The following is a 21,386-nucleotide window of genomic DNA, read 5'->3' on the forward strand; positions in this document are numbered from 1 at the left end:
CGTCCGCGCGCGCGCCGACACTCCCATCCGTGGACCGTCGCTATCCGTCTGCGTGCCGCAGATGGCCTGCGCGACCCCGACCCGTCCAACATCCATGGAGACGCACGCAATGAAGTTTTCCCTCATCTACGAAGCCCAGACCACCGACGCGTCGCGCGAAGGCGACCACCGCGTGTTCCAGGAGACGGTCGAACAGGCGCTGCTCGCCGAGCAGGTCGGCTTCGACACGGTCTGGTGCGTCGAGCACACGTCGCTGACCAACTATGCGCACATGAGCGCGCCTGAGACGTTCCTCGCGTACCTCGCCGGCCGCACGACGCGCATCGGCCTGGGCCACGGCGTCGTCTGCCTGCCGCCGGCGATGAACCATCCGATCAAGGTTGCGGAGCGCGTCGCGCTGCTCGACATCCTGTCGGGCGGCCGCGTGCATTTCGGCGTCGGCAAGGGCGGCAGCCAGCAGGAGGCGGGCGCGTTCGGCTACGAGCTCGACAAGCTGCAGCCGATGATCGACGAATCGATGTACCTCGTGCCGAAGATGTTCGTGCAGGACGAAATCGAGCACGACGGCACGTACATCAAGATTCCGAAGCGACCGATCCATCCGAAGCCGTTCCAGGATCCGCACCCGCCGATGTATCTCGCGTGCACGAACACCGACGCGCTGCTGCGCGCGGGGCAGCGCGGGATGGGTGCGCTCGTGCTCGGCTTCGGCGGCCCGGACGAAGTCGCGAAGAAGAACGCGATCTACCGCGACGCGTGGGCGACCCGCAAGCCGGAAGACCAGGTCGGCTTCCGCCCGACCCAGCACCTCGCCGCGCTGTGCCCGACGGTCGTGCTCGCCGACGGCCAGCAGGCCCGCAAGATCGGCATCCGCGGCCAGCGCTACTTCATGGAATCGCTCGCGTACTGGTACACGGGCGGCGAGCGTCCGGACCCGTCGAAGTGGGGCGACGACCTCGTGCAGGCCGATAGCGGCGAAATGGTGATCCGCTCGCGCTTCGCGTCGGAGGAGGTGGTGGTCGATTTCGCCGATCCGGCGCTCGCGATGATGAACCCGAACCACGCGTACGGCACGGTGGACGACTGCATCGGCTACGTTGGCCGCCTGCAGGAAGCCGGCGTCGACGAAGTGCTGTTCCTTTGCCAGATGGGGACGGTGCCGCACGACGCGCAGATGGAGACGATCCGCAACATCGGCGAGCACGTGATTCCGTTCTTCAACCGCGAAGTGCAGCGCAAGTACGCGTGACGCGCGTGACGCGCGGGGTCGCGCCGGTCGTCCTTTCGGACGATGCGGCGCACGCGCCCCGCGAACACCATCGATCGCAACGACAGGAGACATCCGTGCATCGCGATAACGATTCCAACGCCCTGGCCGCCACGCTGATCGCGCGGGCGGAGGAACTGGCCCCGGCGCTCGCCGGGCGGGCCGCGCAGGCAGAGGCGCAGGGCCGCATTCCGGCCGAGACGGTCGCCGAACTGCAGGCCGCCGGCTTCTTCAAGGTGCTGCAGCCGAAACGCTACGGCGGCTACGAACTCGATCCGCAGACTTTCTTCGACATCCAGATGGCGCTCGCGCGTGGCTGCATGTCGACGGCGTGGGTGTACGGCGTCGTCGGCGTGCACAACTGGCAGCTCGCGCTGTTCGACGAACAGGCGCAGCAGGACGTGTGGGGCGACGATCCGGCGACGCTGATCGCATCGACCTACATGCCGGTCGGCCGCGTGACGCCGGTCGACGGCGGCTTCCGGCTGTCCGGCCACTGGAAGTTCTCGAGCGGCAGCGAACTGTGCGACTGGGTGTTCCTCGGCGCGCTGGTGCCGCCGGCGAAGGCGGGCGAGCCGCCCGAATACCGGACCTTCCTGCTGCCGAAGCACGATTACCGGATCGAGCGTGACTGGGACGTGCTCGGCCTGCGCGCGACGGGCAGCCACGACATCGTCGTCGACGACGTGTTCGTGCCCGCGTACCGCACGCACAAGGCCGTCGACGGGATGATGGGCACGAGCCCGGGCCTCGCGATCAACGACGCGCCGCTGTTCAGGCTGCCGTTCGCGCAGATCTTCGTGCGCGCGGTGTGCACGTCGTGCATCGGCGCGCTGCAGGGCGCGCTCGACGATTTCACGTCGTATGCGGCGACGCGCGTATCCACGAACAGCGGCACGAAGACCACCGACGATCCGGGTGCGCAGGGCGCGTGCGCGAACGCGGCGGTCGCGATCGACGAGATGCGCATGCTGCTCCGGCGCAACTTCGCCGAGCTGATGGCGGCCGCGAACGGCGGCCCGGCCGTGTCGATCGAGCGGCGCGTGCATTTCCGCTACCAGTCGGCGCAGGTCGCCGAGCGCTGCGCGCAGGCGGCCAACGCGCTGCTGCGCTACGCGGGCGGCAACGGCATCTATCACCGCAATCCGCTGGTGCGGCGCTTCCTCGACCTGCATGCGGCGCGCGCGCACTACGCGAACAACGTCGACCGCTTCGGCCAGAACCTCGGCGCGGTGATGCTCGGCCGCGACAACACGGACTTCTTCATCTGACGAGGCGGCGATGAACGACGCGCAAGCGCAGCAATACGTATTCGACGTCGTCGTCGTCGGCTCGGGCGCGGGCGGCCTGCTCGCGGCCTGCCGTGCGGCGGACCGAGGCCTCTCGGTCGTCGTGATCGAGAAGACCGGGTTGTACGGCGGCACGTCGGCCGTGTCGGGCGGCGGAATCTGGGTGCCGTGCAATCACCACATCGGCGAGCTCGGCGCGACCGACACGCGCGACGCGGCGCGCAGCTATCTCGACGCATGCACGGCAGGAGCCACGCCCGCCGACAAGCTCGACGCGTATCTCGACCGCGCACCGGAGATGCTGCGCTACCTCGAAGCGAAGACGCCGGTGCGTTACCAGGCGCTGCCGAAGTACGCGGACTATTTCCAGAAGCTGCCGGGCGCGATGCCCGGCTACCGTGCGCTCGATCCGCTGGCGTTTGACGGCGCGCTGCTCGGCGACGAGTTCGAGCGGCTGCGCCCGCCGTCGCCCGGCACGCTGATCGGCGGCCGCGTCGCGGTTACGTCGAAGGAAGCGCACACGCTGCTGTCGCGCGGCCCGGGCTTCGTGAAGCTCGCGCTCGCGCAGTTCGGCCGCTACTGGCTCGATCTGCGGATGCGCCGGCACACGCGCCGCGACCGGCGCCTGACGCTCGGCAACGCGCTCGTCGGCGGGCTGCGCCGCGCCTTGCTCGATCGCCACGTGCCGGTCTGGCTCGACACGCCGATGCGCGACCTGCTCGACGTCGACGGCCGCGTGACCGGCGTGCGCGCGCTGCGCGCGGGCCAGCCGGTGACGATCGCCGCGCGGCGCGGCGTGATCCTCGCCGCGGGCGGCTTCGAGCGCAACCAGCCGATGCGCGAACGTTACCTGCTGCAGCCGACCCGCGCGCAGTGGAGCGCGACGCCGCCGGGAAACACCGGCGACGCGATCGCCGAAGGCCATCGGCTCGGCGGCGCGCTCGCGCTGATGGAACACGTGTGGGGTGCGCCGACGGTCGGCGTGACGGGCGAGGAGAAGCAGCGCGCGCTGTTCGTCGAACGCAACCTGCCGGGCTGCGTGATCGTCAACCGACTGGGCAGGCGTTTCGTCAACGAAGCCGCGCCGTATTCGGAATTCGTGCCGGCGATGTACCGCGACCACGCGCGCACCGGCGCGAACGTGCCGGCCTGGATCGTGTTCGACGCGCGGTTTCGCCGCAAGTATCCGTGCGGGCCGATCATGCCGGCATCGATGATGCCCGATGCGAGGATTCCCGACGCGCTACGCGACGTGCTCGTGAAGGCCGACACGGTCGATGCGCTCGCCGCGCGGATCGGCGTCGATGCGGCCGGCCTGCGCGACACGCTGCGCGACATCGCGCGCTACGCGGCGACCGGCGTCGACGAGGCATTCGGCAAGGGCGACAACCTGTTCGATACCTACTACGGCGATCCGCAGGTCAAGCCGAACCCGTGCCTCGCGCCGATCGACGAGGCGCCGTTCTATGCGGTGCGGATCGACGCGGGCGACATCGGCACGAAGGGCGGGCTCGTCACCGACGCGCTGGCCCGCGTGCTGCGCGACGACGGCGCCGTGATCGACGGCCTCTACGCGATCGGCAACACGAGCGCATCGGTGATGGGCGCGAGCTATCCGGGCGCGGGCTCGACGCTTGGTCCGGCGATGACCTTCGGCTTCATCGCCGCCGACCACCTGGCCGCGCAGGCGGCCGACGCCACCGGCCGGACCGGCCGGCCATCCACGACAGAACTTGACGGAGTCAGACCATGACCGATCTCACCACCCATCCGCTGCGCACGGACATGCTGCTCGCGATGCGCCGCCTCGCGCGCTCGGTCACGGTCATCAGCAGCATGCATGGCGGCCGCCGCTACTCGATGTCCGCGACCGCGGTCGATTCGCTGTCGACCGAGCCGCCGTCGCTGCTGATCTGCATCAACCGCAGCGCGTCGCTGTACCCGCCGCTCGACGTGGGCGCGGCGTTTTGCGTGAACGTGCTGTCCGCACGGCACGAAGGCATCGCGATCGACTGCAGCGGCCGCCTGAAGGGCGAAGCGCGCTTCACGACCGGCGACTGGAAGACGTCCGCGCTCGGCGTGCCGTATCTGCACGACTCGCAGGCGAGCCTCGTCTGCGAGCAGGACGGCCGCTTCGAATACGGCACGCATACGGTATTCATCGGGCGCATCAAGGAGGTGCTGATGAGCGGCGATGTCGATCCGCTCGTTTACCTCGACGGCGCGTACACGACACCTGGCGCGCCCGCGAGCCGCGCGGCCGCGTGAGCCCCGCGTTTCACCGACACGGAAGACACGAAACATGGCAGACAGATTGAACGGCAGGATCGCGATCGTCACGGGCGCGGCGAGCGGCGTCGGCACGGCAACCGCCGCGCGCTTCGTCAACGGCAGCGAATACCGGATCGCCAACGGTCGACTCGGTCACCCCGGTCAACTCATCACGGGCGTCGCCTGAGGAGCCTTGTCATGGACGATTCGCGCTTCCACCGGCTGACCGTTGCCGCCGTGATCGCCGAAAGCGACGACGCCTGCTCGTTCGTGTTCGACGTGCCGGCCGCGCTGCGCGACGCATTCGCGTACCGGCCCGGGCAGTTCCTGACGCTGAACGTGCCGTGCGGCGACACCGTGGCCGCGCGCTGCTATTCGCTGTCGAGCGCGCCGGGCATCGATGCCGCGCCGAAGATCACCGTCAAGCGCGTGCGCGACGGCCGTGCGTCGAACTGGCTGTGCGACCGCGTGCGCGCGGGCGACGCGCTCGACGTGCTACCGCCCGCCGGCGTCTTCACGCCGCGCACGCTCGACGCCGACCTGCTGCTGTTTGCGGGCGGCAGCGGCGTCACGCCCGTGCTGTCGATCCTGAAATCCGCGCTCGTGCACGGGCGCGGGATGCTGACGCTGATCTACGCGAACCGCGATGAACGCTCGGTGATCTTCCGCGACGAGCTGCAGCAGCTCGCACAGCGCCATCCGGGCCGATTGCGCGTGGTCCACTGGCTCGACAGCGTGCAGGGCGTGCCGCAGCAGCGGCACCTGGAGGAGCTCGCGCGGCCGTTCAGCCAGCAGGAGACGTTCATCTGCGGGCCCGCGCTGTTCATGGAGAACGCGCTCGCCGCGATGCTCGGGCTCGGGCTGCCGAGGTCGCGCGTGCACGTCGAGCGTTTCGCGTCGCTGCCGGACGCGACGAACGCGACGAACGCAGGGAACACGGCGAACGCGAAGCCGGACGACGCGGCGGCCGATGGCAGCTTCGCCGGCATCGGTATCGGCGACCGCATCGGTGACGGCACGTGTGCCGCTGCGATCGAGACCGTGCTCGACGGCGCGTCGTTCGCGTTCGACAGCCAGCCGGGCGAAACGCTGCTCGACGCGATGCTGCGCGCGGGGGTATCGGCGCCGAACTCGTGCCGGATGGGGCAATGCGGCGCGTGCATGTGCCGGATCGAATGCGGCGAGGTCGCGCTCGACGGCAACCACGTGCTCGACGAGGACGAACTCGCGGCGGGCTGGACGCTCGCGTGCTGCGCGAAACCCGCGAGCGATGCGCTGCGGGTCGTATTTCCCGATTGAGCCGCGCAGCGCCACGTGCGCGGGCGGCATTCCTTGCGACCACGACAATGACGGACAACCAAACCTTGACCACCCCCGCGCTGATCGCGCGGGCCGCCGCGCGCCACGGCGCGCACCCGGCAATCGAATCGGAGCAGGGCCGGCTCACCTATGCGGAGCTCGACGCGGCGCGGCTCGAAGCGGCGCGCGCGCTGCTCGCGAGCGGCATCGAGCCAGGCGACCGGGTCGCGATCTGGGCGCCGAACCTGCCGCTGTGGATCGTCGCCGCGCTCGCGATCCACACGGCCGGCGCGGTGCTCGTGCCGGTCAACACGCGGATGAAGGGGATGGAGGTCGGCGGCATCCTGCACGACAGCGGCGCGCGCCTGCTGTTCTGCTGCGGCACGTTCCTCGGCGATTCGTATCCGGCGATGCTCGGGCCGCACCGGCCGGCGACGCTCGAACGCATCGTCGTGTTCGACGGCGAACCGCCCAGCGGCCCGCATGACGAGACCTGGAACGCTTTTGCCGCGCGCGCCGCACAGGTTCCGCTCGATGCGGTCCGCGCGCGGGAGGCGGGCGTGACGCCCGACACCGTGATGGACCTGATGTTCACGTCCGGCACCACGGGCCGTCCGAAAGGCGTGATGACCGTGCACGGCCAGAACCTGCGTGCCGCGCAGGACTGGGCGCGCATCACGGGCGTGCGCGAGGACGACCGCTATCTGATCGTGAACCCGTTCTTCCATACGTTCGGCTACAAGGCCGGCTGGCTCGCCGCGCTGTCGAGCGGCGCGACGGTGCTGCCGCATCTCGTGTTCCAGCCCAACGACGTGCTGCGCCGCGTCGCCGACGAGCGCGTGTCGGTGCTGCCCGGGCCGCCGACGCTGTACTACGCGCTGCTCGATGCACCGGAACGCGGCACGCGCGACCTGTCGTCGCTGCGGATCGCGGTGACCGGTGCGGCGGCGATCGCGCCGAGCCTGATCGAACGGATGCGCGCGGAACTCGGTTTCGAGACCGTGCTGACCGGTTACGGGCTCACCGAGTCGTGCGGCTTTGCGACGTTGTGCCGGCACGGCGACGATGCGCAGACGGTCGCGTCGACGTCCGGCCGGCCGATGCGCGACGTCGAGGTCCGCATTGCCGGGCCGGGCGGCGTCGCGCTCGGGCCGGACGAGACGGGCGAGATCTGGGTGCGCGGCTACAACGTGATGCGCGGCTACTTCAACCAGCCCGACGCGACGCGCGACGCGGTCGACGCTGACGGCTGGCTGCATACCGGCGATCTCGGCTGCGTCGACGCGAACGGCAACCTGAAGATCACCGACCGGATCAAGGACATGTTCATCGTCGGCGGCTTCAACTGCTATCCGGCGGAGATCGAGCGGCTGTTCGGCGCGCATCCGGCGATCGCGCAGGTCGCGCTGATCGGCGTGCCGGACCCGCGGCTCGGCGAGGTCGGGCACGCTTACGTGGTGCTGCGGCCCGGCATGCGGCTCGACGCGGACGAACTGAACGACTGGGCGCGGCACAACATGGCCAATTACAAGGTGCCGCGCCATTATTCGTTCGTCGACCGGCTGCCGACGAGCGCGGCCGGGAAGGTGCTCAAGTATCAGTTGCGGGCGACGTCCGATGCGGTGGGGTGACGCCGCGTGCGGTGGATGCGCCGGGGTGCGGCGCGATGGGGGGCGATGGGCGTCGATGTACGGCGGCGATCGCCGCACGCCGAGCGCGCGGGTTTCAGTCGGTCACGACCTGCGGTGCACGCTCCCGGAAGCGATCGGCCCAGCTGTAGAAGCGCGCGCGGAAGGGCACCTCGACGGCCACGTGCACCATGTGCGTGATCGCGAAGGTGATCAGCAGGAACACCCCAATCCAGGCTGCTTGCGCGGCAAACGAACGTTGCACATTGACGACGCTGCCGAACGCTTCCAGGAACGCGGCGTGGATCAGGTACAGCGGATAGGAGACGCGGCCGAGATATTGGAACGGCCGCTTGCTGAACAGCTCGGCAACCGGGCCGCAGTCCTCCGTCAATGACGCGATCAGCGCGACGAACACGACCGGCGCCGCGAGCGCGAGGCCCGGCACCCGGTCGGCGTACGTGACGAAGGCAACCGACATGGCCAGCGTCGCGATCTGGGCGGCGCGCCCTCGCAGCGCACGGAACACGTGCGCGCCACGGTATTCCGCGATCAACGTCCCGCCAAAGAACCCCACCAGGCAACGCGCCCACCCGTAGCTGTACGTCATGTCGAAGCAAGTTGCGGTCTGCAAGCAGTGCGACGATCCGATAGACACCCGGATCGCGAGTGCGTATCCCGCCACTGCGATCGCCGCAAACGCGGCGACGCGCGCCTTCCCGCGTAGCGCCACGCACATCGCGCCGAACAAAAGATAGACGTAGAACTCGTCGCCGGCTGACCATGCCGATCCGTTGCCGATGTAGCGATCGAACAGGTTCAGGCCTTGTGACATCGTGACAAGCGACAGGAGTTCGGTGGGCGTCGGCACGTCGAGCGGCTGGTAGTGGCCTGCTCGCGTCATTGCGGCGAGCAAGCTGTCCGTGACCATGTATTGGATCGCCGTGGCGACGATGAAGACCGGCCAGATGCGCCCGAAGCGCCGAACGATGAACGATCGCGCGTCTGCCGGGTTGTCGAGCTTGCGGCTGTATGCCGAACTGATCACAAACCCGCTCAGCACGAAAAACAGGTCCACGGCGAGATAGCCGTTTCGGGCGAGTCCGAGCCAGGACACCCAGAAATGCGCGTGATAGAAAACGACCAGCAACGCGGCGGCACCCCGCAACCCCTCAAGGCTGAGATTGGTCGTTCTCATCGTCTGTCCCCGTCCGCTTTGGTATTTCTGCTTCGTGGTCTGATTTATATCGGATAAGCGAGGCGTCCTCAAAGCCCCATAGGGAAAGTCATGATCTCGATTTCGGAGCCGGTCCGCACGCTGCTGTTCGGGTTCAACGGCAACCGGCGAGAAAGTCTGTCGGAGCGGCCCGCACCACGGTTCGATCAGGTCTGGATCGACGAGATGATGAAGGTGCTGGCGTTCAGGCTCTGGGGCAAGGCCGAGGACGTTGGCCGAACGGCTGTCTTCCTCGCCTTCGGCGACGCGGCTTACATTACCGGACAGCAATTCAATGTGTCTGGTGGGTACGGCATCTAGCCGCTGCACGCAACGTCCGTGATCCACCGACGCTAACCGGGACCCTCGCTGCCGGGGCTGCGCTGATAGCAATGCTTGCAATTTGCATGCGTGCTGCTATCATTGATAGCAATCTGACTGGAGGGGCATATGGCAAATCTACTGGTGCGTAACGTGGATGACAGTCTCGTTCAGAGCCTGCGCGAGCAGGCGGCGGCGCATGGCCGAAGTGCGGAAGCCGAACATCGGGCCATTCTCGCGAGTGCGCTCGGCCGGCCGAAGCGGAGGACGTTCGCTGAGGTGTTGATGAGCATGCCGCTGGTTGGCGAAGACACGGATTTCGAGCGCGTGCAGGATTCCGGCGAGGCCAGGCATGTTTTTGATTGACACGAACGTCATCAGTGAAATCAGGAAGGGCACACGAACCAACCGCGGGGTGCAAGCGTTCTTTCGGCAGGCCGAAGCCGACGCGAGCGCCCTTTATCTTTCGATTGTCACGGTGTCCGAACTACGGCGCGGCGTCGAGCTGATCCGCCATCGCGGCGATGCCCGGCAGGCGTCGAAGCTCGAAGCATGGTTGACGACGATCCTGTCCGACTATGCGCCGAACATTCTGCCGGTCGACATCGAGATCAGCCAGATGTGGGGGCATCTGCGTGTCCCCCAGCCGCAGCATGAACTGGACAAGCTGATCGCGGCGACGGCGCTGATCAACGATCTGACGGTCGTGACCCGCAACGTCGGCGATTTCGCGAGCACAGGCGTCAGGTTGCTCAATCCGTTCGACTAGGCGCAGTCCTTTTCCCCACGCGGCGCCCGGCGCCGGCACGCGCAACGTCACACGAATGAATCATCCCGCACGCCCGAATCGTGCGTGCGTCGCCACGCGTGGTTGCGTTGCGACGCCCTTGAATCCCCCCAAACGGCCGCCCATCGGGCATCGCGGCGCCTCCGGTTCGCTTCGATGGCCGTTCATTTCCGCAACCGCTCACGCGGCATAGCGCTTCATCCCTGAAACATTCCCCCCCGTCCCGCCCCGCGCGATTCCCGATCGCCGGCGGTGGATGTCCACCCCGCCTGGGTTTGCGCCCGATGGCGCGCTCCTTGCAGTCCATTCGGTACCGCCCGCGCGGACGTCGATGAAGTGATGTCGACACGTGCACGGCGGGAACCGGGGAAATAACGCAAACGGGGTTCGGGTCGAGCGGCGACGTGCCGTGCGATCTGCGGCGGATGCGATGTCGGCTGTAGCGGCATCGTTGTTCGACGACGGTCGCGATCCGATTGTGAAAAAGAAGACTGAAGAGATGGCGTGCCGGTAAAACGCCGCGAGCGTTGGGAGGACCGGCACGCGTCCGGGGGGACGCCCGTGAACAAGATGCTGAACAAATGGGCAGCGTTGGGGGTGATGGTCGTCGCAAGTGCGCATGCGCAGGAGATTTTCCTGCAGGGCGGCACGCAAGGCGCCGGCATTGGAGCGGCAGTGAGCTTCAATTCGGTGCTCGGCGCGCATGCCGATTTCAATGCGATCAACTTGTCGCACGATTTCAGCTTCGGCGGCAATCGCTATCAGGACGACCTGAAGCTCCGGCAAGGGGGGCTTTACGCCGATATCTTTCCGTGGCGCGGCCACGGATTCCGGATCACGACAGGGTTGCGGTTCAACGATGACTCGATCCGTGGCGTGTCGGTGCCGACCGATGGCACCTACGTGTACGGCGGTCACCACTTTCCGGCCCTGCCCGGCATGTATGCGACAGCGGAAGCGCGCTATCCGACCGTGATGCCGTACCTCGGCATCGGCTACGGACATCGGCCGGCGTCGAAGGGGTTCGGCTTCATCGCCGATCTCGGCGTCGCATACGGCATCCCGCGGTGCTCGTACACGCTGTCGCCAGAACTCGCGGCAAGGATCGGCCCCGTGAACAGCCAGATCCTGGTCCAGAGCGGCCTCGACGAACTGCGGCGCACGATGTCGCGCTACCGGTGGTATCCGGTCGTGCAGATCGGGATCTCGTACCGCTTCTGACAGCGGCAGTCGCCACACCGGCGCGCGCTGCCGGCGCGCCGGGCCGCACGTATCCCGTTTCCATTCCGCCTCTCGTCCCAACAGACGATGTGACGGCTCGGCCGACCGGCCAGAATCCTTTCACGAACAACGGATTCTGAACCAGGAGGAGGCCGACATGATCGATGTCCGTGCGCTCGGCTATGTCGTCGTGGAGGCGACGCGCGTCGATGCGTGGCGCCGCTATGCGGAAGACGTGCTGGGCATGCAGGCGCTCGATGCGCCCGACGGCGCGCTGTACCTGAAGATGGACGCGCGCGATTTCCGCTATCTGATCGTCCCCGGCAGCGCGGACCGCTATTACGCGTCGGGCTGGGAGCTGCCCGATGCCGCCGCGTTCGACGCGGCCTGCGCGGCGCTGCAGTGCGCGGGCGTCGAGCCGATCCGCGCGACGTGCGCCGAAGTCGCGCTGCGCCGCGTGCAGGCGATGGCATGGTGCGAGGATCCGTCGGGCAACCGCCACGAGCTGTACTGGGGCGCGCGCTGCGATTTCCGCCGCTTCGTGTCGCCGCTCGGCGTGCCGCGCTTCGTGACCGGCGACATGGGCCTCGGCCATGCGGTGCTGCCCGCGCCGCAGTTCGACGCGACCGACGCGTTCGTGCGCGGCGTGCTCGGCTTCGAGCTGTCCGACATCTACCGCGTGAAGTTCACGCCCGACCCGGCCGAGCCCGAGAAGCGCATCCACTTCATGCATTGCCGCAACGCGCGCCACCACAGCCTCGCGCTGTTCGAAATGGCCGTGCCGTCCGGCTGCGTGCACGTGATGGCCGAGGTGGACTCGATGGACGAAGTCGGCCGCGCGCTCGATCGCGTTGCCGCACACGACGTGAAGATGTCCGCGACGCTCGGCCGCCACTGCAACGACCAGATGATCTCGTTCTACATGAAAACCCCCGGCGGCTTCGACCTCGAATACGGCTTCGGCGGCGTGACGGTCGATTGGGCGCAGCACTCGGTGTTCGAGGCGACCCAGGTGAGCCAGTGGGGCCACGACTTCAGCATCGGATACCGGTAATCAGCACGATGACGATGAAACCTCTCGACAAGACGATGTCCGCGCGCGACGTGGTCGCGCAGCTCGCCGACGGCATGACGCTCGGCATCGGCGGATGGGGCCCGCGGCGCAAGCCGATGGCGCTGGTGCGCGAAATCGCGCGCTCGAACCTGAAGGACCTGACGGTCGTCGCGTACGGCGGCACCGACGTCGGCCTGCTGTGCGCTGCCGGCAAGGTGCGCAAGGTGGTGTTCGGCTTCGTGTCGCTCGACGTGATCCCGCTCGAGCCGCACTTCCGCCGCGCCCGCGAGCAGGGCCGCATCGACGTGCTCGAACTCGACGAAGGGATGCTGCAGCTCGGCCTGCGCGCGGCGGCCGCGCGCCTGCCGTTCCTGCCGACCCGCGCGGGGCTCGGCACCGCGCTGCTCGATCACGCGCCGCAGCTGCGCACCGTGCAGTCACCGTACGACGACGGCGAGACGCTGCTCGCGATGCCGGCGCTCGAGCTCGACGTCGCGCTGCTGCACGTGAACGCAGCCGACCGGATGGGCAACACGCGCATCGACGGCCCCGATCCGTTCTTCGATGCGTGGATGGCACGCGCCGCGCAGCGCTGCTACGTGTCGGCGGAAACCGTCGACGTGTCGCTCGCGGGCGACGACCTCGATGCCGCGCGCCGCAACCCGTTCGAGCGCTCGCTCGTCACGGGCGTCGTGCACGCGCCGGCCGGCGCGCACCCGACCTCGTGCGCGCCGGCCTACGGCTGGGACCTGCCGCATCTGCGCGCGTACTGCGCGAGCGCGGACGACGACGCGCACACCGCCGCCTACCTGCGCGACGTGGTGGGCCAGGACGAACGCCAGTACCTCGAAGGCGTCGGCGGCCTGTCGCATGTGACGGCGCTGCCGTTGCCGATTCTGTAAAGGAGCGCCTGTGAGCGAATCTCTCGACCATTCCCTCGCGGAACTGATGATCGTCGCCGCCGCGCGGCTCTGGCGCGACGACGGCGAAGTGCTGGCGACCGGCATCGGCACCGGCCCGCGTCTCGCGGCCGGCCTGGCGCGCGTCGCGTACAACAGCGGCCTGATGCTGACCGACGGCGAGGCGTACCTCGTCGAGGCGCCCGTGCCGCTCGGCCCGCGCCCCGAAGGCTACCGCGTGAAGGCGAGCGGCTGGATGACCTACGAGCGCGTGTTCGACTGCCTGTGGCACGGCCGCCGTCATGCGCTCGTGATGCCGACGCAGATCGACCGCTTCGGCCAGGCGAACATCTCGTGGCTCGGCGACGACTACGCGCACCCGAAGACGCAGCTGCTCGGCGCACGCGGCTTTCCGGGCAACTCGACGAACCACGCGAACTCGTTCTTCGTCAGCGGCCACGGCAAGCGCACGTTCGTGGCGGGCGAAGTCGACATGGTGTGCACGGTCGGCTACAACCCCGCGCGCCGGCTGCCGGGGATGAAGACCTTCGTCGACCTGCGCAGCATCGTCACCGACCTGTGCGTGATGGATTTCGGCGGCCCCGACCACGCGATCCGCGTGCGCTCGCTGCATCCGGGCGTGAGCTTCGACGAAGCGCAGGACGCAACCGGTTTCCCGCTGCTTGCGCATCCGGAACTCGGCACGACGCCCGCGCCGAACGCGGAAGACTTGCGCGTCGTGCGCGCGCTCGACCCGCACAACCTGCGCGCGGCGATCGTGCGCAACAATCCGGCGCCGCGCCGGGGATGAGGTGCGAGATGGAAGCGACCCAGATTTCGTTCGGTGAAGGTGTCGTCGATTACGCGGTCGAGAGCGGCATCGCGACGATCACGATGAACCGCCCCGACTATCACAACGCGCAGAATTCGAAGATGACGTATGCGCTCGACGCAGCGTTCCGGCGCGCGGCACACGACGACGCGGTGAAGGTGATCGTGCTCGCGGGCGCGGGCAAGCATTTCTCGGCCGGGCACGACATCGGCACGCCGGGCCGCGACATCCACGAGTCGTTCGACCGCGTGTCGCTGTGGTACGACCACGTCGACAAGGAAGGCGGCGAATTCCTCTATGCACGCGAGCAGGAGGTGTATCTCGGCATGTGCCGCCGCTGGCGCGACCTGCCGAAACCGTCGATCGCGATGGTGCACGGCGCGTGCATCGCGGGCGGGCTGATGCTCGCGTGGGTGTGCGACCTGATCGTCGCGTCGGAAGACGCGTTCTTCGCGGATCCGGTCGTGCGGATGGGAATTCCGGGCGTCGAGTATTTCGCGCATGCATACGAGCTGAACCCGCGCATCGCGAAGGAATTCCTGTTCCTCGGCGAGCGGATGCCGGCGGAGCGCGCGTACCAGATGGGGATGGTCAACCGCGTGGTGCCGCGCGAGCGGCTACGCGACGCGACCTATGCGATCGCCACGAAGGTCGCGACGATGCCGCGCCTCGGTCTCGCGCTGACCAAGCAGGCGCTGAACCACGTCGAGGAGCTGCAAGGCAAGCGATCGGCGATGGACGCGGCATTCGCGTGGCATCACTTCGCGCATGCACACAACGAGCTCGTGAGCGGCGACAAGCTCGGCGGCTACGACGCGCGCCGGATGGCGAGCTCGCAGCGCGAGCTGTCGGAGGCCGCGAAGACGAATGGCGCCGCCGAGCCCGCTGCAGCTCCCGCGGCCGTTAACGGCGCTACGTCGGCTGCGCCGGCGCCGGACGCGCTCAAACCGGTTGCCGTCAACGGAGCCGCCGCATGACCACGACGCTTTCCACACCGCTGACCGAGCTGCTCGGCTGCCGCTATCCGGTCGTGCAGACCGCGATGGGCTGGGTGGCCGACGCGCGGCTCGTCGCGGCCACCAGCAACGCGGGCGGCTTCGGCTTCCTGGCCGGCGCGACGCTCGAGCCCGATCGCGTCGAAGCCGAGATCCTGAAGGTGAAGTCGCTGACCGACCAGCCGTTCGGGATCAACTTCCACATGTTCCAGAAGAACGCGGAGCAAGTCGTCGAACTGGCGATCAGGCACCGGCTGCGCGCGGTCAGCTACGGCCGCGGCCCCGACGCGAAGACGATCCGCCGCTTCAAGGACGCCGGCATCGTCTGCATGCCGACCGTCGGCGCGCCGAAGCATGCGGTGAAGGCCGTCGAGCTCGGCGCGGACATCGTCACCGTGCAGGGCGCGGAAGGCGGCGGCCACACGGGCTCGGTGCCGACCACGCTGCTGCTGCCGAAGGTGCTCGACGCGGTGCAGGTGCCCGTCGTCGCGGCGGGCGGCTTCTTCGACGGGCGCGGGCTCGCGGCCGCGCTCGCATACGGCGCGGCCGGCATCGCGATGGGCACGCGCTTCCTGATGAGCGCCGAATCGCCGGTGCCGCGCGCGACGCTCGACCGGTATGTCGCGGTTGGCGATCCGGCGCGCATCCGCGTGTCGGACGCGCTCGACGGCCTGCCGCAGCGGATGATCGACAACCCGTATCTGCTGAAGCTCGAACGCTTCGGCCCGCTGCGTCGCACGCTGTTCGCGCTGAAGACGGCCGAAGCATGGCGGCGCCAGAACGGGCTGCGCGCGGGCCAGATGCTCGCGCTCGGGTTCAAGGCGCTGCGCGAGCACGACTACACGGCGAGCCAGACGCTGATGGCCGCGAACGCGCCATTTCTGATCCAGCGCGCGATCGTCGACGGACAGCCCGACGAAGGCGTGCTGCCGAGCGGGCAGGCGGCCGCGATGATCGGCGCGATCGAATCGTGCGACACGCTGATCGCGCGCATCGTCGCCGACGCCGCCGCGCGGCTCGACGCGCTGGCCGCGCTGAGAGGCGCGGCGGCATCACAGGCATTGCAGGCACGACAGGCACCACAGATCGCCTGAACGAAACGACCGGGAGGAGCCCCACTCATGACAGCATCCAATCAACCGGGCGGCGCGCAGCCGTTCCGGATCGACCGGGCCGACGGCATCGCCGAACTGGTGATCGACCAAGCGCCCGTCAATGCGCTCGATTCAAACGGCTGGCACGCGCTCGCGCACGCGCTCGACGCGCTCGGCCAGGACGACGATGTGCGCGTGATCGTCGTGCGCGGCGAAGGGCGCGGCTTCTGCGCGGGCGTCGACATCAAGGAGCTGGCCGCGCATCCGGAGCGCATCGTCGGCGTGAACGCCGGCAACTATGAGACGTTCCGCGCGGTGCACCGCAATCCGAAGCCGGTGATCGCGGCCGTGCACGGCTTCGTGCTCGGCGGCGGGATCGGCATCTGCGGCGCGGCGGACATCGTCGTCGCGGCCGACTGCGCGCGCTTCGGCGTGCCGGAGATCGACCGTGGCGCGATGGGCGGCGGCGCGCACTTGCAGCGGCTGTTCGGCGTGCAGAAGGTCCGCGCGATGTATTTCACCGGCGACATGATCGACGCGGCCGAAGCGTACCGGCTCGGCGCGCTCGAACAGGTCGTGCCGCGCGCACACCTGCGCGACGCGGCGCTCGCGCTCGCCCGCAAGATCGCCGCGAAGAGCCCGGCGATGGTGCGGCTCGCGAAGGAGGCGCTGAACGGTGTCGAGGACGGCAATCTCGAGGACAAGTACCGCTGGGAGCAGGGCTTCACGCTGCAGGCGTACATGACGCAGGACTCGACCGAGGCGCGCGCCGCGTTCGTCGAGAAGCGCGACGCGCGTTTCGAGGCGCAGGCCGCAACGGCGACCGGGATGACAACTGCAACTGCTACGGCTACGGCCAATGCTGCGGCGGAGGAGGCACGCGCATGAACCTGACCTATACCCCCCAGCAGAACGCATTCCGCGCGGAGATTCGCGACTGGCTCGCCGCGCACGTGCCGCGCGAGCGGCTGCCGAGCTTCGACACCGAGGCGGGCTTTGCCGCACACCGCGAATGGGAGCGCACGCTGCACTCGGGCCGCTGGAGCATGGTCACGTGGCCGCGCGAGCTCGGCGGACGCGGCTGCGACCTGATCGAGTGGCTGATTTTCGAGGAGGAATACTGGCGTGCCGATGCGCCGATGCGCGTGAACCAGAACGGCATCTTCCTGCTCGGGCCGACGCTGATGGACTTCGGCACCGACGCGCAGAAGGCGCGCTTCCTGCCCGCGATGGCGGCGGGCGAGCACGTGTGGGCGCAGGGCTGGTCGGAGCCGAACGCGGGCTCGGACATGGCCGCGATCCGCACGAGCGCGATCCGCCTCGGCGACGAATACGTGCTGAACGGCCAGAAGATCTGGTCGACCCGCGCGGTGTGGGCCGACTGGCTGTTCGGGCTGTTCCGCAGCGATCCGGACTCGACGCGCCATCACGGCCTCACGTTCCTGATGGTGCCGCTGTCCGCGCCGGGCATCACCGTGCGGCCGATCCGCCAGCTGAACGGGCAGACCGGCTTCGCGGAGATCTTCTTCGACGACGTGCGGGTGCCGGTCGAGAACCGGCTTGCCGCGGAAGGCGCGGGCTGGCAGGTCGCGATGGCGACGGCCGGCTTCGAGCGCGGGCTGATGCTGCGTTCGCCGGCGCGCTTCCAGCGCACCGCGCAGGCGCTGCGCGACCTGTATCTCGCGCATCGCGACACCGCGGACCGCGACCCGACGCTGCGCGAACGCGTGGTCGCCGCGTGGATGGACGCGCAGGCCTATGCGCTGTCGACCTACGCGACCGCGAGCCGGCTGCAGAAGGGCGGCCACATCGGCGCCGAGTCGAGCACCAACAAGGTGTTCTGGTCGGAGCTCGACCTGCGCATGCACCAGACTGCGCTCGACATTCTCGGCGCGCACGGCGAGGTCGTGCCGCAGACGGCCGCGCAGCACGCGACGCTCGGCCATTGGCTCGACGGCTTCCTGTTCGCACAGGCCGGCCCGATCTACGCGGGCACCAACGAGATCCAGCGCAACATCGTCGCCGAACGGATGCTCGGCATGCCGCGTGCCTGACCACGCTCACCCGACTGAATGGACATCGTATGGATTTCGTATTCGATGAGGACCAGGAAGCGCTGGCGGACAGCGTCAAGCGCCTGCTGATGACCGAGATGACGCCGGAGCTGATCCGCGAGCTGTGGGCGACGCCGACCGGCCGCTCCGACGCGCTATGGTCGCTGTTCGCGTCGCAGGGGCTGACCGCCGTGTCGGTGCCCGACGCGCACGGCGGGCTCGGCCTGGGCGAGGTCGAATGGGCGCTGCTCGCGCAGGCCTACGGCTACTTCGGCAGCCCGGAGCCGCTGCTCGACACCGCGCTCGTCGCGACCGGCGTGCTCGCACGGCTGCCGCAAAGCGAGTGGCGCGACGCGCTGCTGCGCGACATCGCCGAGGGCCGCGCGCGCGTCGCGCTCGTGCACCCGGTGAACCCGTATGCGGCCGACGTGCACGTCGCGCAAGCATTGCTGTGCGAGCACCGCGGCGAGCTGCACCACGTCGACCCGCAGCACTGCGCGTGGCGCGCGGTCGACAGCGTCGACCCGTCGCGGCGCCTGTTCACGCTCGACTGGGAGCCGACGTCGGCAACCCGCATCGCGAACGCCGACGAAGCCGCGCCGCTCCTCGCCCGCGCGCTCGACCACGGCGCGTTCGCGGTCGCCGCGCAACTGCTCGGCCTCACGCAGCGCGTGCTCGACGTCGCGATCGACTACAGCGCGCAGCGCAAGCAGTTCGGCAAGGCGATCGGCTCGTACCAGGCGCTCAAGCACCTGCTCGCCGACGTCGCGATCCGCTACGAGTTTGCGCGGCCGGTGGTCGCGCGCGCCGCGCAGGCGATCGCGAACGACCACCCGCAGCGCGCGGTGTTCGTGTCGCACGCGAAGCTCGCGGCGAGTGCCGCCGCGCAGCTTGCCGCGCGCCACACGATGCAGGTGCACGGCGCGATCGGCTACACGTGGGAGCTCGACCTGCAGATCTTCATGAAACGCATCTGGGCGCTCGCCACGAGCTGGGGCGACGGCGCCTTCCACAAGGCCCGCGTGGCCGCAGCGATCCTCGACGACGCGCTGCCGATCGGCCCCGCGCAGACCTTCGACCTGGAGGAACAATCCTGATGAAACAAGCCTATATCGTCGACGCGCTGCGCACGCCGACCGGCCGCCGCAAGGGCGGGCTCGCGCACGTGCATGCAGCGGACCTCGGCGGCTTCGTGCTGAAGACGCTCGTCGCGCGCAACGCGATTCCCACCGACGACTACGACGACGTGATCTTCGGCTGCGTCGACACGATCGGCCCGCTCGCCGGCAACATCGCGCGCACCTGCTGGCTCGCGGCCGGCCTGCCGCTGCAGGTGCCCGGCGTGACCGTCGACCGCCAGTGCGGTTCGTCGCAGCAGGCCGTGCACTTCGCCGCGCAGGCGGTGATGAGCGGCGTGCAGGATGTGGTTGTCGCGGGCGGCGTGCAGACGATGACGCAGATCCCGATCTCGTCCGCGATGACCTGCGCGGCGCCGCTCGGCTTCACCGATCCGTTCTCCGGCAGCGCGGGCTGGCGCGCGCGCTTCGGCGACGCGCCGGTGTCGCAGTTCGTCGCCGCGCAGCGGATCGCCGATCACTGGAACCTGTCGCGCGACACGATGGAACGCTACGCGCTCGAAAGCCACCGGCGCGCGATCGCGGCGATCGAGGCCGGGCATTTCAAGCGGGAAATCGTGCCGCTCGAAGGCGTGCTGCACGACGAGACGCCGCGCCCCGACACGTCGCTGGAAAAGATGGCGACGCTCGAACCGCTCGCGCCGGGCGGCTCGCTGACGGCCGCGGTCGCGAGCCAGACCTGCGATGCAGCTGCCGCGCTGCTGATCGTCTCCGAGGATGCGCTGAAGCGCTACGGCCTGACGCCGCGCGCGCGAATCCACCACCTGAGCGTGCTCGGCGACGATCCGCTGTGGATGCTAACTGCACCGATCCCGGCGACGAAGGAAGCGCTGCGCAAGGCCGGCCTCGACTGGTCGCGGATCGACGTCGTCGAGCTGAACGAAGCATTCGCGTCGGTCGCGCTCGCATGGCTCGCCGATACGCGCTTCCCGCACGAGAAAACCAACCCGAATGGCGGCGGGATCGCGCTTGGCCATCCGCTCGGCGCGACCGGCGCGCGGCTGATGACGACGTTGCTGCACGAACTGGAACGCACCGGCGGCCGCTACGGGCTGCAGACGATGTGCGAAGGCGGCGGCCTCGCGAACGTCACGATCATCGAGCGCATGTGAGCGCCATCTTCCACGATCCACGAGGCATGAGCATGGGAATCTGTAACGGACGCACCGTCATCATCACCGGCGCGGGCGGCGGGCTCGGCCGCGAATACGCGCGCGCGTTCGCGGCCGAAGGCGCGGCGGTCGTCGTCAACGACATCCGGCACGACGCCGCGCAGGCCGTGTGCGACGAGATCGCACGCAGCGGCGGCCGCGCGCTCGCGAACTCGGATGACATCACGCGCGTCGACACCGCGCAGCGGATCGTCGACGCGGCACGCGACGCGTTCGGCGACGTGCACGTGCTCGTCAACAACGCGGGCATCTGCCGCGACAAGATGTTTACGAGCATGACCGAAGCGGACTGGGACGACGTGATGCGCGTGCACCTGCGCGGCCACTTCTGCCTGTCGAGCCTGCTCGCGCGTGCGTGGCGCGACGCCGCGAAAGCCGGCAACCCGGTCGATGCGCGGATCGTCAACACGAGCTCCGGCGCCGGGCTGCAAGGCTCGATCGGCCAGTCGAACTACGGCGCCGCCAAGGCCGGCATCGCGGCGCTGACGCTGATGCAGGCCGTCGAGCTGCACCGCTACGGCGTGCGCGTGAACGCGCTCGCGCCGGCCGCGCGCACGTCGATGACCGAGGACGTGTTCGCCGACATGATGCGCAAGCCCGACGACGGCGGGTTCGACCACTTCGACCCGGCCAACGTCGCGCCGCTCGTCGTGTGGCTCGGCAGCGCGTTGTCGGCCGACGTGACAGGGCAGGTGTTCGAGGTTGCCGGCGGGGTGATCGCCGTGGCGGAAGGCTGGCGCACGGGCCCGCGCGTCGATCGCGGCGCGCGCTGGGCGCCGGCCGAGGTCGGCCCGGCCGTCGCGCGGCTGATCGCCGACGCGCGCCCCGCTCAGCCCGTGTACGGGAGCTGA

General features: G+C 69.0%; 22 protein-coding genes. 21 read left to right on the plus strand and 1 reads right to left on the minus strand.

Annotated elements, in window-relative coordinates; genetic code table 11:
• Positions 1-109 precede the first annotated feature (109 nt).
• The 7 genes from DID96_RS00955 to DID96_RS00980 all read left to right on the plus strand — a co-directional run bounded on the left by DID96_RS00955 (position 110) and on the right by DID96_RS00980 (position 7,757).
• Positions 110-1,249, plus strand: a complete 1,140-nt coding sequence (locus tag DID96_RS00955) for an LLM class flavin-dependent oxidoreductase (RefSeq protein ID WP_124597400.1) — start codon at positions 110-112, stop codon at positions 1,247-1,249.
• Positions 1,250-1,344: 95 nt separating this feature from the next.
• Positions 1,345-2,538, plus strand: a complete 1,194-nt coding sequence (locus tag DID96_RS00960) for a flavin-dependent monooxygenase (protein WP_124597401.1) — start codon at positions 1,345-1,347, stop codon at positions 2,536-2,538.
• A 10-nt stretch (positions 2,539-2,548) separates the two neighbouring features.
• A complete protein-coding gene (locus tag DID96_RS00965; protein ID WP_124597402.1) occupies positions 2,549-4,309 on the plus strand; it encodes an FAD-dependent oxidoreductase in 1,761 nt (586 codons plus the stop codon).
• Positions 4,306-4,824 (plus strand): flavin reductase family protein, encoded by a 519-nt coding sequence (locus tag DID96_RS00970; protein WP_124597403.1) that lies wholly within the window; start codon positions 4,306-4,308, stop codon positions 4,822-4,824. Before DID96_RS00965 ends, DID96_RS00970 begins: the two co-directional genes overlap by 4 nt.
• Before the next feature lie 34 nt (positions 4,825-4,858).
• A complete protein-coding gene (locus tag DID96_RS38155) occupies positions 4,859-5,014 on the plus strand; it encodes a hypothetical protein (RefSeq protein ID WP_185732143.1) in 156 nt (51 codons plus the stop codon).
• 11 nt (positions 5,015-5,025) lie between these two features.
• Entirely contained in the window at positions 5,026-6,126 is a 1,101-nt protein-coding gene (locus DID96_RS00975; protein WP_124597404.1) for a ferredoxin--NADP reductase, read from the plus strand.
• Positions 6,127-6,173: 47 nt separating this feature from the next.
• A complete protein-coding gene (locus DID96_RS00980; protein WP_124597405.1) occupies positions 6,174-7,757 on the plus strand; it encodes a FadD3 family acyl-CoA ligase in 1,584 nt (527 codons plus the stop codon).
• A gap of 94 nt (positions 7,758-7,851) precedes the next feature.
• On the opposite strand, the gene DID96_RS00985 is transcribed toward DID96_RS00980, so the two are convergent.
• Positions 7,852-8,952, minus strand: coding sequence for an acyltransferase (locus tag DID96_RS00985; RefSeq protein WP_124597406.1), 1,101 nt, complete (start codon positions 8,950-8,952; stop codon positions 7,852-7,854).
• A gap of 207 nt (positions 8,953-9,159) precedes the next feature.
• Between DID96_RS00985 and DID96_RS38745 the strand changes: the two genes are divergently transcribed.
• The 14 genes from DID96_RS38745 to DID96_RS01055 all read left to right on the plus strand — a co-directional run bounded on the left by DID96_RS38745 (position 9,160) and on the right by DID96_RS01055 (position 21,386).
• Positions 9,160-9,291 carry an SDR family oxidoreductase gene (locus DID96_RS38745; RefSeq protein ID WP_260463774.1) on the plus strand — a complete coding sequence of 44 codons (132 nt, stop codon included), beginning with the start codon at positions 9,160-9,162 and terminating at the stop codon, positions 9,289-9,291.
• 129 nt (positions 9,292-9,420) lie between these two features.
• Complete coding sequence (locus tag DID96_RS00995; protein WP_124597408.1) at positions 9,421-9,657, plus strand: FitA-like ribbon-helix-helix domain-containing protein; 237 nt, start codon at positions 9,421-9,423, stop codon at positions 9,655-9,657.
• Positions 9,644-10,060: a type II toxin-antitoxin system VapC family toxin gene (locus DID96_RS01000; protein WP_124597409.1), complete on the plus strand. Its 417-nt coding sequence runs from the start codon at positions 9,644-9,646 to the stop codon at positions 10,058-10,060. Before DID96_RS00995 ends, DID96_RS01000 begins: the two co-directional genes overlap by 14 nt.
• 588 nt (positions 10,061-10,648) lie before the next feature.
• On the plus strand, positions 10,649-11,299 hold the full coding sequence (locus tag DID96_RS01005; RefSeq protein ID WP_124597410.1) for a hypothetical protein: 651 nt from the start codon (positions 10,649-10,651) through the stop codon (positions 11,297-11,299).
• Positions 11,300-11,456: 157 nt separating this feature from the next.
• The gene (locus tag DID96_RS01010) at positions 11,457-12,353 is read left to right on the plus strand and encodes a VOC family protein (RefSeq protein WP_124597411.1); all 897 of its coding nucleotides are present in this window, start codon (positions 11,457-11,459) and stop codon (positions 12,351-12,353) included.
• Between the two features lie 8 nt (positions 12,354-12,361).
• Positions 12,362-13,255 carry a CoA transferase subunit A gene (locus DID96_RS01015; RefSeq protein WP_124597412.1) on the plus strand — a complete coding sequence of 298 codons (894 nt, stop codon included), beginning with the start codon at positions 12,362-12,364 and terminating at the stop codon, positions 13,253-13,255.
• A 10-nt stretch (positions 13,256-13,265) separates the two neighbouring features.
• Positions 13,266-14,063 (plus strand): CoA-transferase subunit beta, encoded by a 798-nt coding sequence (locus DID96_RS01020; protein WP_124597413.1) that lies wholly within the window; start codon positions 13,266-13,268, stop codon positions 14,061-14,063.
• An 8-nt stretch (positions 14,064-14,071) separates the two neighbouring features.
• The gene (locus DID96_RS01025) at positions 14,072-15,061 is read left to right on the plus strand and encodes an enoyl-CoA hydratase (protein ID WP_124597414.1); all 990 of its coding nucleotides are present in this window, start codon (positions 14,072-14,074) and stop codon (positions 15,059-15,061) included.
• The gene (locus DID96_RS01030; RefSeq protein WP_124597415.1) at positions 15,058-16,173 is read left to right on the plus strand and encodes a nitronate monooxygenase family protein; all 1,116 of its coding nucleotides are present in this window, start codon (positions 15,058-15,060) and stop codon (positions 16,171-16,173) included. The genes DID96_RS01025 and DID96_RS01030 overlap by 4 nt, the downstream gene beginning before the upstream one ends.
• A 27-nt stretch (positions 16,174-16,200) precedes the next feature.
• The gene (locus DID96_RS01035; protein WP_260463763.1) at positions 16,201-17,061 is read left to right on the plus strand and encodes an enoyl-CoA hydratase family protein; all 861 of its coding nucleotides are present in this window, start codon (positions 16,201-16,203) and stop codon (positions 17,059-17,061) included.
• The gene (locus DID96_RS01040; protein ID WP_124597416.1) at positions 17,058-18,227 is read left to right on the plus strand and encodes an acyl-CoA dehydrogenase family protein; all 1,170 of its coding nucleotides are present in this window, start codon (positions 17,058-17,060) and stop codon (positions 18,225-18,227) included. Before DID96_RS01035 ends, DID96_RS01040 begins: the two co-directional genes overlap by 4 nt.
• A gap of 29 nt (positions 18,228-18,256) precedes the next feature.
• A complete protein-coding gene (locus tag DID96_RS01045; protein WP_124597417.1) occupies positions 18,257-19,324 on the plus strand; it encodes an acyl-CoA dehydrogenase family protein in 1,068 nt (355 codons plus the stop codon).
• Positions 19,324-20,475 carry an acetyl-CoA C-acetyltransferase gene (locus DID96_RS01050; RefSeq protein WP_124597418.1) on the plus strand — a complete coding sequence of 384 codons (1,152 nt, stop codon included), beginning with the start codon at positions 19,324-19,326 and terminating at the stop codon, positions 20,473-20,475. The genes DID96_RS01045 and DID96_RS01050 overlap by 1 nt, the downstream gene beginning before the upstream one ends.
• Before the next feature lie 32 nt (positions 20,476-20,507).
• Complete coding sequence (locus DID96_RS01055; protein ID WP_124597419.1) at positions 20,508-21,386, plus strand: SDR family oxidoreductase; 879 nt, start codon at positions 20,508-20,510, stop codon at positions 21,384-21,386.

Source organism: Burkholderia sp. Bp8963 (assembly GCF_003854275.1).
Lineage (GTDB): Bacteria > Pseudomonadota > Gammaproteobacteria > Burkholderiales > Burkholderiaceae > Burkholderia.

What these genes read in the sequence shown, in the direction of transcription:
- DID96_RS00980 (WP_124597405.1), top strand. Translation starts at nt 6,174, where the DNA reads ATGACGGACAACCAAACCTTGACCACCCCCGCGCTGATCGCGCGGGCC.
- DID96_RS00995 (WP_124597408.1), top strand. Translation starts at nt 9,421, where the DNA reads ATGGCAAATCTACTGGTGCGTAACGTGGATGACAGTCTCGTTCAGAGC.
- DID96_RS00975 (WP_124597404.1), top strand. Translation starts at nt 5,026, where the DNA reads ATGGACGATTCGCGCTTCCACCGGCTGACCGTTGCCGCCGTGATCGCC.
- DID96_RS01000 (WP_124597409.1), top strand. Translation starts at nt 9,644, where the DNA reads ATGTTTTTGATTGACACGAACGTCATCAGTGAAATCAGGAAGGGCACA.
- DID96_RS00985 (WP_124597406.1), bottom strand. Translation starts at nt 8,952, where the DNA reads ATGAGAACGACCAATCTCAGCCTTGAGGGGTTGCGGGGTGCCGCCGCG.
- DID96_RS01050 (WP_124597418.1), top strand. Translation starts at nt 19,324, where the DNA reads ATGAAACAAGCCTATATCGTCGACGCGCTGCGCACGCCGACCGGCCGC.
- DID96_RS01005 (WP_124597410.1), top strand. Translation starts at nt 10,649, where the DNA reads ATGCTGAACAAATGGGCAGCGTTGGGGGTGATGGTCGTCGCAAGTGCG.
- DID96_RS01055 (WP_124597419.1), top strand. Translation starts at nt 20,508, where the DNA reads ATGGGAATCTGTAACGGACGCACCGTCATCATCACCGGCGCGGGCGGC.
- DID96_RS01030 (WP_124597415.1), top strand. Translation starts at nt 15,058, where the DNA reads ATGACCACGACGCTTTCCACACCGCTGACCGAGCTGCTCGGCTGCCGC.
- DID96_RS01015 (WP_124597412.1), top strand. Translation starts at nt 12,362, where the DNA reads ATGACGATGAAACCTCTCGACAAGACGATGTCCGCGCGCGACGTGGTC.
- DID96_RS01045 (WP_124597417.1), top strand. Translation starts at nt 18,257, where the DNA reads ATGGATTTCGTATTCGATGAGGACCAGGAAGCGCTGGCGGACAGCGTC.
- DID96_RS01040 (WP_124597416.1), top strand. Translation starts at nt 17,058, where the DNA reads ATGAACCTGACCTATACCCCCCAGCAGAACGCATTCCGCGCGGAGATT.
- DID96_RS01010 (WP_124597411.1), top strand. Translation starts at nt 11,457, where the DNA reads ATGATCGATGTCCGTGCGCTCGGCTATGTCGTCGTGGAGGCGACGCGC.
- DID96_RS38155 (WP_185732143.1), top strand. Translation starts at nt 4,859, where the DNA reads ATGGCAGACAGATTGAACGGCAGGATCGCGATCGTCACGGGCGCGGCG.
- DID96_RS00955 (WP_124597400.1), top strand. Translation starts at nt 110, where the DNA reads ATGAAGTTTTCCCTCATCTACGAAGCCCAGACCACCGACGCGTCGCGC.
- DID96_RS01025 (WP_124597414.1), top strand. Translation starts at nt 14,072, where the DNA reads ATGGAAGCGACCCAGATTTCGTTCGGTGAAGGTGTCGTCGATTACGCG.
- DID96_RS00965 (WP_124597402.1), top strand. Translation starts at nt 2,549, where the DNA reads ATGAACGACGCGCAAGCGCAGCAATACGTATTCGACGTCGTCGTCGTC.
- DID96_RS38745 (WP_260463774.1), top strand. Translation starts at nt 9,160, where the DNA reads ATGAAGGTGCTGGCGTTCAGGCTCTGGGGCAAGGCCGAGGACGTTGGC.
- DID96_RS00970 (WP_124597403.1), top strand. Translation starts at nt 4,306, where the DNA reads ATGACCGATCTCACCACCCATCCGCTGCGCACGGACATGCTGCTCGCG.
- DID96_RS01035 (WP_260463763.1), top strand. Translation starts at nt 16,201, where the DNA reads ATGACAGCATCCAATCAACCGGGCGGCGCGCAGCCGTTCCGGATCGAC.